Origin of the sequence: Neisseria weixii (assembly GCF_042658245.1) — a bacterium.
Lineage (GTDB): Bacteria > Pseudomonadota > Gammaproteobacteria > Burkholderiales > Neisseriaceae > Neisseria > Neisseria weixii.
This window is the reverse complement of record NZ_JBHSPY010000001.1, coordinates 87,435-104,755: the sequence shown is the minus strand read 5'-3', so window position 1 is coordinate 104,755 and position 17,321 is coordinate 87,435. Positions and strand designations below refer to the sequence as shown.

The 17,321-nt window shown below is 51.5% G+C and carries 15 protein-coding genes; 7 read left to right on the top strand and 8 right to left on the bottom strand.

Going from position 1 to position 17,321, the window contains the following annotated elements; translation table 11 throughout:
• Positions 1 to 49: 49 nt before the first annotated feature.
• The 6 genes from ACFPVS_RS00520 to arsB all read left to right on the top strand — a co-directional run bounded on the left by ACFPVS_RS00520 (position 50) and on the right by arsB (position 7,693).
• Positions 50 to 895, top strand: a complete 846-nt coding sequence (locus ACFPVS_RS00520; RefSeq protein ID WP_096294906.1) for a phosphatidylserine decarboxylase — start codon at positions 50 to 52, stop codon at positions 893 to 895.
• 326 nt (positions 896 to 1,221) lie between these two features.
• On the top strand, positions 1,222 to 2,418 hold the full coding sequence (gene hflX, locus ACFPVS_RS00515; protein ID WP_096294907.1) for a GTPase HflX: 1,197 nt from the start codon (positions 1,222 to 1,224) through the stop codon (positions 2,416 to 2,418).
• Positions 2,419 to 3,058: 640 nt separating this feature from the next.
• On the top strand, positions 3,059 to 5,509 hold the full coding sequence (locus tag ACFPVS_RS00510; protein ID WP_378595116.1) for a heavy metal translocating P-type ATPase: 2,451 nt from the start codon (positions 3,059 to 3,061) through the stop codon (positions 5,507 to 5,509).
• A gap of 306 nt (positions 5,510 to 5,815) precedes the next feature.
• A complete protein-coding gene (locus ACFPVS_RS00505) occupies positions 5,816 to 6,118 on the top strand; it encodes an ArsR/SmtB family transcription factor (RefSeq protein ID WP_096296091.1) in 303 nt (100 codons plus the stop codon).
• Positions 6,119 to 6,214: 96 nt separating this feature from the next.
• Positions 6,215 to 6,628, top strand: coding sequence for an arsenate reductase (glutaredoxin) (arsC, locus tag ACFPVS_RS00500; protein WP_096294908.1), 414 nt, complete (start codon positions 6,215 to 6,217; stop codon positions 6,626 to 6,628).
• A gap of 63 nt (positions 6,629 to 6,691) precedes the next feature.
• Positions 6,692 to 7,693: an ACR3 family arsenite efflux transporter gene (gene arsB, locus ACFPVS_RS00495; RefSeq protein WP_096294909.1), complete on the top strand. Its 1,002-nt coding sequence runs from the start codon at positions 6,692 to 6,694 to the stop codon at positions 7,691 to 7,693.
• A gap of 220 nt (positions 7,694 to 7,913) precedes the next feature.
• Here arsB and cysD read toward each other — a convergent pair whose 3' ends face one another.
• From cysD to hpnD, 8 genes are all read right to left on the bottom strand, one after another.
• Entirely contained in the window at positions 7,914 to 8,828 is a 915-nt protein-coding gene (cysD, locus tag ACFPVS_RS00490) for a sulfate adenylyltransferase subunit CysD (RefSeq protein WP_096294910.1), read from the bottom strand.
• A gap of 202 nt (positions 8,829 to 9,030) precedes the next feature.
• A complete protein-coding gene (locus tag ACFPVS_RS00485) occupies positions 9,031 to 9,750 on the bottom strand; it encodes an SDR family oxidoreductase (RefSeq protein ID WP_096294911.1) in 720 nt (239 codons plus the stop codon).
• A 97-nt stretch (positions 9,751 to 9,847) separates the two neighbouring features.
• On the bottom strand, positions 9,848 to 10,513 hold the full coding sequence (locus ACFPVS_RS00480) for a glutathione S-transferase (RefSeq protein ID WP_096294912.1): 666 nt from the start codon (positions 10,511 to 10,513) through the stop codon (positions 9,848 to 9,850).
• A 70-nt stretch (positions 10,514 to 10,583) separates the two neighbouring features.
• Positions 10,584 to 11,954: a hydroxysqualene dehydroxylase HpnE gene (hpnE, locus tag ACFPVS_RS00475; protein WP_096294913.1), complete on the bottom strand. Its 1,371-nt coding sequence runs from the start codon at positions 11,952 to 11,954 to the stop codon at positions 10,584 to 10,586.
• Positions 11,955 to 12,388: 434 nt separating this feature from the next.
• Positions 12,389 to 13,039 carry a DUF799 domain-containing protein gene (locus tag ACFPVS_RS00470; protein WP_096294914.1) on the bottom strand — a complete coding sequence of 217 codons (651 nt, stop codon included), beginning with the start codon at positions 13,037 to 13,039 and terminating at the stop codon, positions 12,389 to 12,391.
• Positions 13,036 to 13,398: a DUF4810 domain-containing protein gene (locus tag ACFPVS_RS00465; protein ID WP_096294915.1), complete on the bottom strand. Its 363-nt coding sequence runs from the start codon at positions 13,396 to 13,398 to the stop codon at positions 13,036 to 13,038. The genes ACFPVS_RS00470 and ACFPVS_RS00465 overlap by 4 nt, the downstream gene beginning before the upstream one ends.
• A gap of 12 nt (positions 13,399 to 13,410) precedes the next feature.
• Entirely contained in the window at positions 13,411 to 14,085 is a 675-nt protein-coding gene (locus ACFPVS_RS00460; protein WP_096294916.1) for a CsgG/HfaB family protein, read from the bottom strand.
• A 259-nt stretch (positions 14,086 to 14,344) separates the two neighbouring features.
• Positions 14,345 to 15,193: a presqualene diphosphate synthase HpnD gene (hpnD, locus tag ACFPVS_RS00455; protein WP_096294917.1), complete on the bottom strand. Its 849-nt coding sequence runs from the start codon at positions 15,191 to 15,193 to the stop codon at positions 14,345 to 14,347.
• Between the two features lie 228 nt (positions 15,194 to 15,421).
• Here hpnD and hscA point away from each other — a divergent pair, with 228 nt between their 5' ends.
• Positions 15,422 to 17,284: a Fe-S protein assembly chaperone HscA gene (gene hscA / locus ACFPVS_RS00450; RefSeq protein WP_096294918.1), complete on the top strand. Its 1,863-nt coding sequence runs from the start codon at positions 15,422 to 15,424 to the stop codon at positions 17,282 to 17,284.
• Positions 17,285 to 17,321 lie beyond the last annotated feature (37 nt).

The window sequence follows — 17,321 nt, the reverse complement described above, 5'->3', positions numbered from 1 at the left end:
GCCGATAATCCGTTATAATCCCCCAAACCCTACGAATAAAGGAATCCGCATGAACAAACCTTCTTATCCGCATCCGATTATTGCCCGCGAAGGCTGGCCGTTTATCGCCATCGGTTTTATCGCCAGCGTGTTGGTGACGGCTGTCAACGGCTGGTTGTCGCTGCCGTTTTGGCTGTTTACTATTTTTGCGTTGCAGTTTTTCCGTGATCCGGCACGCTACATTCCGCAAGATGCGGATGCGGTGTTGAGTCCGGTTGACGGCCGTGTGGTGGTGGTTGAGCGCGCGCAAGACCCATACCGCAAAACCGAAGCCCTGAAAATCAGCATTTTTATGAACGTATTCAACGTGCATTCGCAAAAATCACCGGTGGACGGCACGGTTGAGGCAGTCGAATACAACCGCGGCAAATTCCTGAATGCGGATTTGGACAAAGCCAGCACCGAAAACGAGCGCAATGCCGTGTTGGTGACCACCGCTACCGGCCGGGAAATTACCTTTGTGCAGGTGGCCGGTTTGGTGGCGCGCCGCATTTTGTGTTATACCCAAGTCGGCCGCAAATTGAGCCGCGGCGAGCGCTACGGCTTTATCCGCTTCGGATCGCGCGTCGATGTTTACCTGCCTTTGGATGCTAAAGCCGAAGTGGCGATTGGCGACAAAGTGACCGGCGTGAGCACCATCTTGGCACGGTTGCCGTTGAAATCACCGGAGGCTAAACCGTTTGACGATGCGCCGGTGAATGCGGGAAATGCAGCGCTGCAAACAGTGGCGACAACTGCCCCGCAATCTGCCGAGCCGGTGACTGCTTCGGAAAACACCGCCGAAGTCAGCCAAGCAGCGATTGAAGAAGCGGCGGACAAAGTGCGCGAAGCGGCGGCTAAGGCTGTTGAATCTTAACCGCAGCAAATCATCAAAAGGTTTTCAGACGGCTGTCTGAAAACCTTTTTTTATGCATGAAACAAGCGCATGCTTGGCGTGTTTGACGTAGAATAGGATTTTTGATTTAGGCTGAGATTTTTTAAGGTTCAGCCGATAACGAATAACCTTAAAGTAGTCGTCACTCCCGCGCAGGCGGGAATCCAGTTTAGGCTTTAAGAAACCTATTTTATTCAATAGCTTGTTGTTAAAAACGGATTCCCGCCTGCGTAGGAATGACGTCGTTTTCGTATGTCGGCTGTTCAACATTTTTATAAAATCCCAGGCCGTCTGAAAAAGGAAATATCTTGAGTAAAGCCCGTTTGTTTCCCGTTGATAAATCTTTGGAAAAACCTGAGCGCGTGATGTTGGTCGGGGTGATGTTGAGTGCGGATTATTCCGGTGTCAATGAGTTGCGCGAGCAATCTTTTCAGACGGCCTTGGAAGAAGCCGCTGATTTGGTGCAGGCGGCCGGTGGTGATTTGGTACAGATAGAAACCGCCAAGCGCGATAAGGCGCATGCGGCGTTGTTTGCCGGCACGGGCAAAACCGATGAGCTGGCCGCCGCAGTCAAGCAGCATGATGTGGATTTGGTGGTGTTTAACCACGAGCTGACACCGACACAAGAGCGCAATTTGGAAAAAGAACTGCAATGCCGTGTGCTCGACCGCGTGGGTCTGATTTTGGCCATTTTTGCCAAACGCGCGCAATCGCAAGAAGGTAAATTGCAGGTGGAATTGGCGCAGTTGTCGCATTTGAGCGGCCGATTGGTGCGCGGTTACGGCCACATGCAGAGCCAAAAAGGCGGTATCGGTTTGAAAGGTCCGGGGGAAACGCAATTGGAAACAGACCGCCGCTTGATCAACCAAAAAATCACCGCGTTGAAAAAACAATTGCAAAGCGTGCGCAAGCAGCGTGCCACACGCCGCAAATCGCGTGAATCAGGCCGTCTGAAAACCTTTGCCATTGTCGGCTACACCAATGCCGGAAAATCCAGTTTGTTCAACCGCTTAACCAAGGCCGATGTATTGGCGAAAGACCAATTGTTCGCCACGCTCGACACCACTGCGCGCCGCCTGTTTCTGTCGAATGAAGCCAGTGTGATTCTTACTGATACGGTCGGCTTTGTGCGTGATTTGCCGCATAAATTGGTGTCGGCTTTTTCGGCGACCTTGGAAGAAACCGCGCTGGCTGATGTATTGCTGCATGTGGTGGACGCATCCAATCCGGATTTTCAACGTCAAATTGATGATGTGAACGAAGTGTTGCAGGAAATTAAGGCGCATGAAGTCCCACAATTGGTGGTGTATAACAAAATAGATTTGTTGCCCAAAGGCGAGCGCGAAGCCGGTGTGTTGCGCGATCACCGCGGCAAAGCGGTAGCGGTGAATATCTCGGTAGAGAAAAGTTTGGGTTTGGATGCCTTGCGCGAAGCGATGGTTGAATATGCATTGACAGACAGGCCGTCTGAAGCCAAAGGTAAATCAGGGAGCGTTTACCAATGAAATTCAGACGGCCGGAAGAAGGCAGTCAAATTGTATGCAGGTGCAGTAATTTGATAGGGGAAATTCGGATTAGCGGGCAGTAATCTGCTTCACATTTACGTGCTTCTTGGATTTTTTTTGAAGGTTCTCATACAAGATCCAAACGGCCAAGCTGAGGTAAACAGTGCTGGATAAGATGCCGATAACGGCAAAGATGGGCATAAGGCGATCAATCATGATAATTCCAAGTGAGTTAATTAGGTATTTTTCGTCAATGTGTATTTTGTTGCGCAGATGATTCTGCTTTGTTGTTTTCCGTCTTATGCGGAATATGGGAGTAGCATGCGATTTTAATTTTCGCAGGTCAATTGAAAATGTATTAAAATTTTAAAAAAAGTTCCATTTTTACATTCGGATAATCGGAATAATTTCCAGATAAAAGGTAAATTAATTGACCGTTTATTTTTGGATAAAAAGTTAATATTATGAAAAATATAAATAAAATATTATTTAAAAATATTTTCATTTTATTTTGAATAAATAGGCTGTCTGAAAGTAACGTGTGCAATAATGAAACACAAGTTTTAGATACAAAATACTAAGTATAAACTCTATAAGGCATGATTGTTGTGTGCTAATGCAATAATCGCAATTTACTATCATGAAGAAAAACTGTTTCCACTGCGGACTCGAAATCCCCGGGCATATTCATTTACCCGTAATTTACGACAATGAAGAGCGTGAAACATGCTGTATGGGTTGTCAGGCGGTGGCGCAAAGCATCATTGATGCCGGTTTGGGCAACTACTACAAACAGCGAACCGCCGATGCGGAAAAGGCTGCTTTACCCGAGCAGGATATTTTGTCGCAACTCAAGCTCTATGATTTGCCCGAGGTGCAGGCTGAATTTGTTGAAGTGGGTGAGGGTGATGAGCGCGAAGCGGTGTTGATGCTGGGCGGCATTACTTGTGCGGCCTGTGTGTGGCTGATTGAGCAGCAATTGTTGCGTCTGCCCGGGGTGAAACGCGTGGATTTGAATTACAGCACCCACCGCGCACGTGTATCGTGGAATAACGGCCAGGTGGCGCTTTCTGATATTTTATTGCGTGTGCAGTCAACCGGGTATACCGTGTCGCCTTATGATGCGCGAAAGGTGGAAGAGTCGGCCAATAAAAAGCGCAAGCAATTTATCGTGCGCTTGGCGGTGGCCGGTATGTGTGCCATGCAAACCATGATGTTTGCCCTGCCGACCTATCTCTACGGTAACGACATCGAACCGCTTTATCTGCAGGTTCTGCATTGGGGCAGCTTTTTGATGGTATTGCCGGTGGTGTTTTATTGCGCCGTACCGTTTTATAAAGGTGCGTGGCGCGATTTTAAAAACCGTCGTGCCGGTATGGATACGCCGATTGCGATTGCGGTGTTGATGACGTTTGCCGCCGGTATTTACAGCATGATGCAAAACACCAGTGAGGGCATGTATTTCGAGTCGATTGCCATGCTGATGTTTTTCCTGATCGGCGGCCGTTTTATGGAACAAATCGCGCGGCGCAAAGCCGGTGATGCAGCCGAGCGCTTGGTGAAGCTCGTGCCCGCGTTTTGCCATCGCCTGAAAGATTATCCCAATAGTGATGAAACCGAAGAAGCTGTAGTCGCCAAATTGCAGCGCGGCGAGATGATTGTGGTGAAACCGGGCGAAGTGATTCCGGTTGACGGTACAGTCTTATCGGGCGAGAGCGAAGTCAACGAAGCCATGCTCACCGGCGAGAGCCTGCCTGTGTCCAAGTGTGTTGGCGATCAAGTGATTGCCGGTACGCTTAACGCCGCCAGCCCGCTCATTATCCGCACTGACACAATAGGCAGTGAAACGCGCTTGTCGCATATTGTGAAATTGCTCGACCGCGCCTTGGCACAAAAGCCGCGTGTGGCCGAATTGGCCGAAAAATACGCATCTAATTTTGTTGCTGCCGAGTTGATTTTGGCGGTGCCGGTGTTTATCGGCTGGGCCTTATACGCCGACGTGCAAACCGCCTTGTGGATTACTGTGGCGCTGTTGGTGATTACCTGCCCGTGTGCCTTATCGCTCTCCACCCCGACCGCGCTGGCCGCTTCCACCGGTTCGCTCGCCAAAGACGGCGTGTTGGTTGGCGGCAAAAACGCCCTGGAAGCCTTGGGGCAGATTGATGATTTGGTGTTCGACAAAACCGGCACACTCACGCGCGGTGAATTATCCGTCAGCCGCATTATCGCTTTAGGCCGTCTGAACAATGAAGACGGATTAGCCATCGCACAAGCCTTGGAGCAGCAATCCGAACATCCGATTGCGCGTGCCATTTTGAATCACGCCTCCGATCAAACCTTTTCAGGCAGCCTGATTGCCGGCCAACGGGTAAACCGTGTCGGCCACGGGGTGAGTGCGCAAATTATCTTTGGCGGACAAACGCAAATCTGGGCATTGGGGCGGGCAGGGTTTGTCGCCGAAATTGCCGGCGCGTTGCCCGAAGCCGCTCAAATCGCCCACAACGGCAGCATGGTGTTTCTCGGCAACCAAAGCGGCTTTCAGACGGCCTTTTTACTGCAGGACGAAATCAAGGCCGGCACAGCGGAAATGTTGGCCGATTTGAAAGCCAAAGGCATCCGCCTGCACTTATTGAGCGGCGACAGGGAAGCCGCCGTCGCACATGTTGCCCAAACCTTGTCTTTGGATGACTATCAGGCCGAAGCCACGCCCGAAGATAAGTTGGGCTATGTCGAATCGCTGCAAAAACAAGGCCGCAAAGTGTTGATGGTGGGGGACGGCATCAATGATGCGCCTGTGTTGGCGCAGGCCGATGTGTCTGTGGCCGTGGCCGGTGGTGCCGATGTGGCGCGTGATGGGGCCGATGTGGTATTGCTCAACGACGATATGCGCATCATCCCGCAGATGCTCGACCAAGCCCGCCGCACACACCAAATCATTCAGCAAAACCTGACTTGGGCAACCGCTTACAACCTGATTGCTGTGCCGCTGGCCGTGTTGGGCTATGTCAAACCATGGATTGCCGCGCTGGGCATGAGCTTGAGTTCGCTGCTGGTGCTGGGTAATGCGATGAGATTGTTGAAACGTAAGTGATTGTTGTAGCTTGGTGGGGAACGGAAGGCCGTCTGAAATTTTTCAGACGGCCTGAGATCTTTGCAAAGCCCTAAATTTGAGTGCGGTTCAAAGTTGCCGCAGCACAGAAAGCGAAGAACCTATCATAAAGATAGGCAAACTTTCGAGCAGCACACAACGAAGAAATGTGCCAAAAATAGGGATTTTGCAAAAGCCTCGGCCTTTGCCTGTTTGTGGTTGTGCAGACTGCCTGAATCTGACGCATGAGTTGCGAAAATATTTCAATAAATCTTGAATAATGGAAATGACAGGATTACAATGCCGCGCATGGATACTTTACACGCAAGCAAACTGTTTGAAAGCCTCTCGTCTCCCGTCCGCCTGGCGGTTTTCCAGCAATTGGCCGCCGCAGGCAGCAAAGGTATGGTGGCGGGAGATCTGGCCAAGCACCTGAATCTCGCTCCGAACAATTTGTCTTTCCATTTGAAAACCTTGCATCATGCAGGTTTGGTTTGCGCAAAACAGGAAGGGCGGTTTGTCCGATACTTTGCGCAATTGGATTTGATGATGGCCTTAACCGGATTTCTCACTCAAAACTGCTGTGCAGAAACGGGAGAATGCTGCCGCTGACGCCGTATGCGTTTTCAGACGGCCCGAGCCCGCGATTTTGCCTGAAAAATTTTTAGCCGGATATTTCTATATTCCTTGAACTGTTGAGATTTTAATATGCACGTAACCATCTACCACAACCCAAACTGTGGTACTTCGCGCAATGTGCTGGCCTTAATCTGCCATTTGGGCATCGAGCCGCAGATTATCGAATATCTGCAAACCCCGCCCGACGAAGCCACGCTGCGCGGTCTGCTGCATGCCATGAATTTTACGCCGCGCGATTTGCTGCGCACCAACGTGCCGCCTTATGCGGCTTTGGGGTTGGGCAATCCCGCTTGGGACGACGACGGGCTGATTACCGCCATGTTGCGCGAACCATTGCTTACCAACCGCCCGATTGTGGTGACGGAAAAAGGCACGAAACTATGCAGGCCGTCTGAAACGTTTCTGGACATTGCGCCCGTGTCGCTGCGCGAGCCGTTTATTAAGGAAGACGGCGGTGTGATTGAGCCGCCAACGGCATACTGATGCCGTCTGAAATGTTTCAGACGGCCCGGTTTTCGATTTTTATCATTAAAACAAGGTATCAAAATGGGTATTTTCGAACGTTTCCTAACGGTTTGGGTGGCTTTGGCGATTGTTGCAGGCGTGGCTTTGGGGGCGGCATTTCCGAACGCGTTCCAATGGGTGGCGCGGATGGAAGTGGCGCATGTGAATGTGCCGGTGGCGGTACTGATTTGGCTGATGATTTACCCGATGATGGTGCAGATTGACTGGTCTGCCGTGAAAGACGTGGGCAGGAAGCCGCAGGGGCTGGCAATGACGGTGGTCATCAACTGGCTGGTCAAACCGTTTACGATGGCGGCGGTCGGCTGGCTGTTTTTCCGCGTGTTTTTCGCCGATTGGGTAGATGTGCAATCCGCACAGGAATACATCGCCGGCATGATATTGCTGGGCGTGGCGCCGTGTACCGCGATGGTGTTTGTGTGGTCGCAGCTGGTGAAGGGTGACCCGAATTACACGCTGGTGCAGGTGTCGGTGAACGACATCATCATGATTTTCGCCTTTGCGCCGATTGCGGGCGTGCTGCTGGATGTGAGCGATATTGAGATTCCGTGGAATACGCTGCTGCTCAGCATGGTGCTGTATGTGCTGTTGCCGCTGCTGGCGGGTTGGCTCACGCGCAGGCATCTGCTCCGGGCGGGCAAACCGACGACAGCCTTTGCAGGCCGTCTGAAACCGTTTTCCGTTGCCGGGCTGATTTTGACTGTGGTGCTGCTGTTTGCCTTTCAAGCGCACACCATTCTGGTCAAGCCTGCCGTGATTGTGCTCATTGCCATACCGCTTTTGGTGCAGACCTACGGCATTTTCTTTTTGGGACGGATTATGGCCAAACGCCTGAACCTGCCGCATGAAATCGCCGCGCCTGCCTGCTTAATCGGCACGAGCAACTTTTTCGAGCTGGCTGTGGCCGTGGCGATTTCGCTGTTCGGGCTGAACTCGGGCGCGGCGCTGGCCACGGTGGTCGGCGTACTGGTGGAAGTGCCGGTGATGCTGTCGCTGGTATGGTGGATTAACCGTCAGGCCGCTTGAGCAAGATAACGGATGCCGTCTGAAAACGTTTCAGACGGCCTTAATCGTCAGAAAATACCTCTGAAACCTGTCAGGCAATTTGCAGGACGGGTGTCAACCCCGTCACGTTTCGGAGAGCATCCAACGTCAGGTTTGCATCCGCCCTGCGGATTGGTTTGAAAATATGCCTAAAACAAAAAAAGCCGTCTGAAATTTTTCAGACGGCTTTTGCTTTTCTATTTTAGAAATAGCCTGCTTTCTTACGTTCTTCCATCGCGGCTTCTGAAACGCGGTCGTCCATGCGGGTGGCGCTGCGCTCGGAAATGGTGGCGGAAGCGGTTTCGGCGATGATGTCTTCCGGTGTGGCGGCGGTGCTGGCGACAGGGGCGGTGCAGGAAATGTCGCCGACAGTGCGGAAGCGTACGTCACGAATCACGGATACATCGCCGTCTCGTTTCGGTGTGAGCGGGGTGACCGGAATCAGCAGGCCGTCGCGCTCGACCACTTCGCGTTTGTGGGTGTAGTAAATCGGCGGCAGGGCGAGTTTTTCGCGTGCGATGTATTGCCAGATGTCGAGTTCCGTCCAGTTGGAAATGGGGAACACGCGCATGTTTTCGCCTTGGAACAGGCGGGTATTGTAAAGCGACCACAATTCAGGGCGCTGGTTTTTCGGATCCCATTGGCCGAATTCGTCGCGGAACGAGAAAATGCGCTCTTTTGCGCGCGCTTTCTCTTCATCGCGGCGCGCACCGCCCATCAGCGCATCAAAACCTTGTTCTTCAATGGTTTCCACCAAGGTAACCGCTTGTGCGGCGTTGCGTGAATCGGTTTCGCGGCGCAATATGACCGTGCCTTTACGGATGGATTCTTCCACGCTGCCCACCACCAACTGCACGCCTGTGCGCGCGACGGTTTCATCGCGAAACTGAATCACTTCGGGATAATTGTGGCCGGTATCGACGTGCAGCAGTTTGAACGGCAATTTCAGCGGGCGGCCTTCGATTTGAAACGCCTTAACCGCCAGCGACAGCAACACAACGGAATCCTTGCCGCCGGAAAACAGCAACGCCGGATTCTTCGCCTCGGTGATGACTTCGCGGATGATGTGGACGGATTCGGCTTCAAGCCAGCCGAGGTGGTGGTTTTGGATAGACATGCGGTTTCTCTTTTGTGGAATGCTCGATAGCGCATACTTTAAACAGGCCGTCTGAAAAAGGGAAAGAATGGTTTGTTTGATAGAAAGATGATTTTGTTATATTGCTGAAGGGGGGCATTGCATTGCACCTTTGGCATGGGCTTAAACACAAAAAAGCCGTCTGAAAACATGATTTTCAGACGGCCTTTGTTCAGCCCGAATCTTACAAATAAACAATCTCGCCCGTGCGGCCTTTGCTTTCTTCGCTTGCCCACCAAACGAATTGCGGCAACACGTCTTCATAGGTTTTGCGTTCGCTTTGTGCTTCGCCGGGGTGGGATTTGATGCGTTGCGGCGAGTTAATCGCACCCGGTACCAAGATATTGGCGCGCAGGTTGGGGAAGCGTTCCCATTCGTCGGCGATGACTTTGCCCAAGTAGTTGAGCGCGGCTTTGGAGGCGCCGAAGCCGCCCCAGTAGGCTTGCGGGGTTTCGCTGTGGCTTTCGCTGACGAAGATGACGGAGGCATCAGGCGATTCTTTCAGCAGCGGCGCAAACGCACGGGTCAGACCCATCGGTGCAATGGTGTTGATGCGGAATTGTTTGATCCAGTCGGACACGGTTTGGAAATCCAATGGCGACAGGGCGTTGAAATAGCTGGCGCAATGCACGATGCCGTCGAGTTTGCCTTGGGTGGCTTCGGTGATGGTGGCGGCCAGTTGGTCGAATTCTTTTTCTTCGGCAGTCAAGAGGTCGAAACAGATGGCGAAGGGCTCGGGGTAGCCGGCTTCGACAATCGCGTCATACACTTTTTCCATGCGCTTTTGGTGGCGCGCAATCAGAATCACGGTCGCGCCGGCGGCGGCGTAGGCTTTGGCCACGTGTTCGCCCAAACCTTGCGATGCGCCGGTGACGATGATGGTTTTGTTTTGCAGAGTGGACATGGGGTTTCCTTAATCGCTGTCTTAAGGCCGTCTGAAAAGTGATTTGTTCAGACGGCCTTTTAAAGAATGTTAACAGTGTATTGCAGTTTGCTAACGATTACAATATGCAAAGCTTGCCAAGTTTGGATTCGGCGCGTTGATAAGCAGGATGGGTTTCAATCCGTTGCACATAGGCCGCAATATTCGGCAAATCCAGCGCGCTGCGTGCGAGGGCGGCCTGCAGCGGAAAGCTCATCATCACGTCCGCCGCCGTGAGCGTGTCGCCCAAGAGCCAAGTTTGGTTTTTCAGACGGCCTTCGATAAAGCCCAAATGCAGTTTGAGTTGCGGATGAAGGAAGCTTTCCTTTACGCCGCCGGTGATTTTGCGCGCAATCGGCCGGGCAAAAAAAGGCATCGGTTTTTCATCAATCTTACGGAACACGAGCGACATCACCAAAAGCGGCATCAGCGAGCCTTCGGCATAGTGCAGCCAAAACAGGTAGTCGGGGTAGGATGCGCTGTCTGTTGCCGGCTTGAGCGTCGAATCTTTACCGTAACGGCCAATGAGATATTCCACGATTGCACCGCTTTCGGGCAGCGTCAAATCACCGTCTTGCAACAGCGGCGATTTGCCCAAAGGATGGATTTGGCGCAGGCTTTCCGGCGCAAGCTTGGTGGTTTCGTCGCGCGCAACGACATTGGCCTGATAATCGAGATTAAGCAATTCGAGCAGCCAAGCGATGCGGTAGGCACGCGATTGGGTGAGGGCGTGAAGGGTAATCATGGGTGTCCTTTCAGACGGCATGGAGTCAAAATTAAAAATGTTTCAATGCAAAGTGTTTGGTCGAAGGCAATCAAATATTTGCTCTGCGGAAAAAGAGCCTATCGGAAAAACCGTCATCAAAACGGCCGCTGTCCGCCCACTCGTGTAAACACAAATCTGCCGCGGCTGCACCTGATTGAACCGCCGCTTCCAGCGTCGCCGGGTAGCGCGGGTGCAGGTAGTCGCCGCAAGGGTAGATTTTGCGGTGGTGCAGCCAAGCCAAATCAGGAAGGCGGCGGCTGGCTGTGGCGGCGACTGTGGCGCGTTTTTCTGTAATCACACGGTAGGCGGCCGGCTCGCCGATATCGGGGCAGACGCGTTTGATATCGGCATGGATTTTGGCCGCCCATTCATCTGCCTTCGCTGCGCCAACATGGTCGGATACGCTTACCACAGCGGCGACTTCCTGAGGCGGCAAACCGAGCGCACCGCGAGAAACCAGCCATTGAGCCGTACCTTGGGCAAACCCCGTCATCGCCGCAGGCAGCTTGAGCGGTTCGTTATAGCGCAGATACACGGTGGTAATCGGGCAATATTCGATATTTTGGTAGGCCGTCTGAATATAATCCGGCGTTTCAGACGGCATCAAAACCGCGGCATGATAAGGCGCCACGGCCAATACCGCCGCATCAAACGCCTCGCCGTCGACCGATACTTGGCCACCGGGTAAGGTGGTCAAACGCGGCACGCGCGTTTCCATTTGAATGTGCGCGCCGTGTCCGCGCAGGAAGGCCAAAGCAGGCTCGGCAATGATGTTGCCCAAATCCGTTTTCGGCAGCAGATAATCGCTGCCGGCCTTATCCGCCCACACGCCGTCTGAAAGCACGTTACACAAAATATTCAAGCTCGCCTTGTCCAGCGGTGTATTGAGCGCGCCCCATACCAATGGCTGCCAAAACTGGGCAATCAATTTGCGCGGCGTATTGCGTTGATTCAGCCATGCCCCGACGCCGGTGTCGGGCAGACTTGATCGGTGGCGGTCCTGTAGCGCGCGCATATCGCGTAATAATTTGACTTTATGAGCAAACGAAAGATTTTTGCCGCGCAGTAAACCAAACAAAATATGCCAAGGCGCAGGCAAAGCGGCCGTCTGAAAGCGCAAACCATCATGTAAATACCATTGCATTGGCAGCCGCACAAATGCATCCTGCTCGCGCACACCGATTTGCTTCATTAAAGCCAACACACCGTGGTACGCGCCGATCATGATGTGCTGGCCGTTGTCCAAAAACGAAAACCCGCCCTTGTCACCGCCAAACGAACGCGCCCGCCCGCCCGCCAGTTTGCCCGCTTCAAACAGCGTAACATCCGCACGTTGTACGAGTTTAACCGCTGCCGACAAACCGGCCCATCCGGCGCCGATGACAGCAATTTTGGGTTTGGATTGTTGATTAGGGAACATGGCTTTTCTTTTTTGATTGGGGGTTGGAGAAAGGTTTCAGACGCCTAAAGATTCGGTACCATGGGATTATAGCAATGATTGGCGGGGTGGCGTGTTGCGGGGGCTTTAGTTTGTATGATATTTAGAGAGAAGTTGTGAGTTATTGGCTGTTATAAAGCTTTCTTATTTATTAAGCTTTCTTAATGGCCTCTGGATGTCTATATATAAATGTTACAGGTTGCTTGTGCAAATATCATTTTTATTTTAAGTAGGGATTCACTCATTTTAAATTGGTGTGATAGCGGAGTATCTAGTGAGATATAAATCATAAAAATGTAATATATTTTGAATATGCAACTTCTATAAAAATATTATATAAGGTTGTTTTTTTAGCGTGTGCAATGTTTAAAAAGCAGAATCTCATGACTCTGCTTTTTTTTAATTTATCGTACCAGCTATTTTAGGTAGTGCTGTGAACGTGGACCATATAAAATACCATTGGTTTTCTGGGGAGAGAGGAGCTGAACGCCAGCTGCTTGCGCCATATCATAACCTTTATCGCCCAAAGTCCCTACGACTTGGTCAATAACCGCGCCTAACAATGCGCCCAACAAACCGTTATTGCCTTTTTGTCCGGCATCGGATGAAATTACTTGCCCACTCCATAACTCTTTACCGTTACGCGCATCAACCAATTTAGCATCAGCAGAGACGGTCGTTACGCTTTGCAAAACCTGATAGCGTGTACCGTAATCTTTAACAGTGATATATAAAACGGCATCATTACCAAAAATCGCATGTAGTTTATCCAGCTTCACTTCATGAATATCCGCCGGATTAGTTAGGCCGTTTTGTTTAAAGGTTTCGGCAGCCACTGCAACAGGGAAAACGTAATAACCGGCTTCAGATAGCGGCATGGTTGTGGCCGTCAACATTCCCCAAGTGGCTTTAACTTCAGGAGTCTCGTTTAACGGCGGCAATACCAAAATCGATTTCGGACGACTTTCTTTAAATGCGGTATAGTCAAACGGTGCAGGCTGATGGGTTTGGCAGGCACTCAAAGCCAAGCTGGCCGCCAAAGGCAGTAAAAGTTTAGACCACTTCATTTTTTGCCCCCTTGAGTTTTATTTTTTAACAGAAAATCCATAAACACCGAAGATTCGGGGAAAAGCTGTTTCTCTGTTTCAAACCGTTGACGTGCTGCCTCGTTTTGTCCGGCCTCAATCAGCAATAAGCCCATGTGGGCGTGAGCACCCGGAGCAGCTGCCATTTGTTTGCGGTCTGCTTCAGTAAAATATTTATCCATTTTACTGATTTGCTCACCGGGAGAAGCATCATTTTTTAGGTGTTCATAAACAGTAGGACTGTAATCTTTCCAATAATACATCTGTTTCGGTGCAGAGCCGCAGGCTGCTAGCCATAGCGCAGCAACCAAAGGCAGCATACAAGTTATCCCTTTTTTCATACCTTCCCCTTCTTAGCGGTTAGGCTGCCATGCGCCGCTGTCTATAGCCTGAGTTAGATTATTGACCGCTTCGCGGATAGCTAAATCCAATACTTTACCGTTTAAGGTCGCATCATAGCCTGATGTACCGCCGAAACCGATAATCTCACGATTAGATAGAGAATATTCTCCTGCTCCTTGGGTGGAGTAAACCACTTCAGAAGTAGCTACATCAACAATATTCAATGCCACTTTCGCATAAGCAATTTGAGATTTACCGCGACCCAAAATACCGAATAGCTGATGATCGCCCACATCTTTACGGCCAAATTCGGTAACATCGCCGGTAATTACATAAGTGGCACCTTTCAAATTTTGAGCTTTACCAGAGATGCCTGATTCCTGTTTCAATGCACTCAAATTGGTACGGTTCAATACATTGAAACGGTTGGTTTGCTGTAAATGTGTTGCCAAAATAGTTTTGGCTTGGCTACCCAAGCGGTCTTCCCCATCAGAGAAGACACCTTTTTGGAAGCTTGATCGGTTGTCAAAGCTGCCAATAGAAATCGGGGTGCGGATACCGTTGTATTGGGTATTGTAGGTAGCGACTTTGGCTACTTCCACACTACGCGATGATTCGGTTGCGCAAGCGGCCAGTAATCCGATAACCGCTGTGCACAAAAGAGTAGTTTTTAGTGGGAATGACATATAGCTTCTCCTGTTTTGATAAAAAATCACATTCAAGCTTGGTATTCTATGAGAAAGTACTGCTAATTTTCAAGGTGTAATTGGCATATTTTATAGGTGTAAGCTTATGGGGAATCTGAATATTAAGGACTGGGGATGATTCATTTATTTTAGTATCTTCGTATGTGTTTTGCAGATTTGAGTCATCTCTCATCAATCCCAAATTTCTACAATTCTCGTTGAGTGACTAATCCAATCTACTCAAATCTCGAAACCAAACTCAAACCTTAAACCCAAATACCCAAGTTTTCAGCGCAATCCGTTTCTTTCTCGGTGAAGGAATGGCGATTTTGTATTTCAACACATTCTGCGCACCATCGCGTTCGATTTCGTTTAATAAGGCATAATAAATCGCGGCCATCACCAAGCCGACTTTTTGGTTTTTTTTGTCGGCGGCGGGCAACAGCGCGAGTGCTTGGCGGTAGGTGTCGCGCGCGCGTTGGATTTGGAAGCCCATCAGTTCGGTAAATTCGGGCGTGGGCTGATATTGCATGATGGTGGCGGCGGGGATGTTGAAGCGTTGTAGGTCTTCCATCGGCAGGTAGATGCGGCCGTTGCGCGCGTCTTCGCCGACATCGCGGATGATGTTGGTCAGTTGCAGTGCCAAGCCCATTTTGTCGGCGTAATCAAGGGTTCGTGGGTTGGTGAAGCCTAAAATGCGCGCAATCAGGCAGCCGACCACACCGGCGGCGCGGCGGCAATAGAGCTTGAGTTCGTCAAACGTGGCGTAGCGTGCTTGATCTAAATCCATCTGCATGCCGTCGATGAGTTCGACCAATTCGCTTTGCGGCAGATTAAAGGTGCGGGCCACGGGCTGTAGAGCTTGGTTGACGGGGTGCTCGGGCAGGCCGTCTGAAAAGGCGCGTGCCAAGTCGATGCGCCACCAATTGAGCGCGGTTTGGGCGGTATTTTTGTCGCTGCAATCATCGACCACGTCGTCGAGTTCACGGCAAAAGGCATATAACACCGTCATTGCATCGCGCTGGTGTTCGGGTAGGAATTTGAAGCCCGATAAAAAGCTGGAGCCGCTTTCGGCGGCTTTTTGGCGGCAGTATTCGATGGGTGGCACGGCGTGTCCTGTGAGTTGGTATGGTTATGGTGATGGATTGTATAGCGATTTGGGGTTGAACTGAAGGCCGTCTGAAAAAATTGTGTTTTTCAGACGGCCTTTGATATGGGATAGGGCTGTAAATCTCATTGAGATTGGCTATTATTCCCGACTAAACCACTCAACTATCGGCGTCAAATCTGTTAAAATACGGCCGATGACACAATAAAACCAAAAGGCACACCAATCATGGCACTTTTGCAAATTTCCGAACCCGGCATGTCTGCCGCACCACATCAACACCGTTTGGCCGTCGGCATTGATCTTGGCACCACCAACAGTCTGGTCGCTACCGTGCGCAGCGGCAGCGCTGTTTGCCTATCTGACGAGCGCGGCCGAAAAACCTTTCCTTCCGTCGTGCGCTATTGCGAAGACGGCCGCGTGGAAGCCGGCGCGGATGCCCTGAAAGCGCAAAAAATCGATCCGATTAATACCATCAGTTCGGTCAAGCGTTTAATCGGCCGCACTTTGGCGGACTTATCGAAAGAAACGCATTACCTGCCTTACCGCTTCGGTAACAACGAACGCGTGATTGAATTGAACACGCGGCAGGGCGCGAAAACGCCGATTGAAGTGTCGGCGGAAATTTTGAAAGCGTTGAAGGCGCGCGCCGAAGAGAGCTTGGGCGGTGATTTGGTGGGCGCGGTGATTACCGTGCCGGCGTATTTTGACGATGCGCAACGCCAAGCTACTAAAGATGCAGCGCGTTTGGCCGGATTGAACGTGTTGCGTCTGCTTAACGAGCCGACTGCAGCGGCGATTGCCTATGGTTTGGATAACGGCTCGGAAGGCACGTTCGTGGTGTACGATTTGGGCGGCGGTACCTTTGACGTGTCGGTGTTGCAGTTGACCCAAGGTTTGTTCCAAGTGAAGGCCACGGGCGGTAATTCGGCGTTGGGCGGTGATGATTTCGACCATCGTGTGTTCTGCCATATTTTGGAACGTGCCGACTTGTCGAAACTCAGTGAGCAAGACAGCCAATTATTACTGGCCTTGACCCGCGAAGCCAAAGAAACCTTGACCACCGAAACCAGCACGACCGTGCAGGCCACGCTTTCAGACGGCCATAAGGTTGATGTGACCATTACGTGCCAAGAATTTCATCAATTGACACAGCATTTGGTGCAAAAAACCATCGAGCCGGTAAAGCAGGCATTGAAAGATGCGGGTGTGACCAAGGCCGATATCAAGGGCGTAATTATGGTGGGCGGTTCGACCCGCATGCTGCATGTTCAGCAGGCGGTGGCGGCCTTTTTCGGCCAAACGCCTTTGAATAATCTGAATCCTGATGAAGTGGTGGCACTGGGTGCGGCGGTGCAGGCCAATGTGTTGGCCGGCAATAAAACCGACGGCGAATGGCTGCTGCTTGATGTCACGCCTTTGTCGCTGGGCTTGGAAACTTACGGCGGCCTGGCGGAAAAAATTATTCCGCGCAACAGCACTTTGCCGGTGGCGCGCGCGCAAGAGTTCACCACGTTTAAAGACGGCCAAACCGCGATGACGATTCATGTGGTGCAGGGCGAACGCGAGCTGGTATCCGATTGCCGCAGCTTGGCCAAATTCACTTTGCGCGGCATTCCGCCGATGGTGGCCGGTGCGGCGCGGATTCGGGTGACTTTCCAAGTGGATGCGGATGGTCTGCTGTCGGTATCGGCGCAAGAGCAAACCACCGGCGTGAGCGCACAAATCGAAGTGAAACCGTCTTACGGTTTGGACGATGGCACCATCACGCAAATGCTGAAAGAAGGCATGAGCAATGCTGCCGACGATAAAGCCGCGCGTGCGCGCGCCGAAGCCACGGTCGAAGCCGAAAGCCTGATGGACGCCATCAAAGCCGCGCTTGAGCTCGACAGCGATTTGCTCGAAGCGGAAGAATTGGCCAAAATCGAAGCCGACATCACTGCCTTGCAAGGCAGTGTAGAAAATGGCCATGCCGATGAGATTCGCACCGCCGTCACCGCGTTGAGCCACAGCACCGACGGTTTTGCCGCCAAACGCATGAACCGCAACATCCAGCGCGCGCTGATGGGGCAGAGCGTGGATAGTATTTAAGCAGCTTCAGACGGCCTTTTGAAATCAAGGCCGTCTG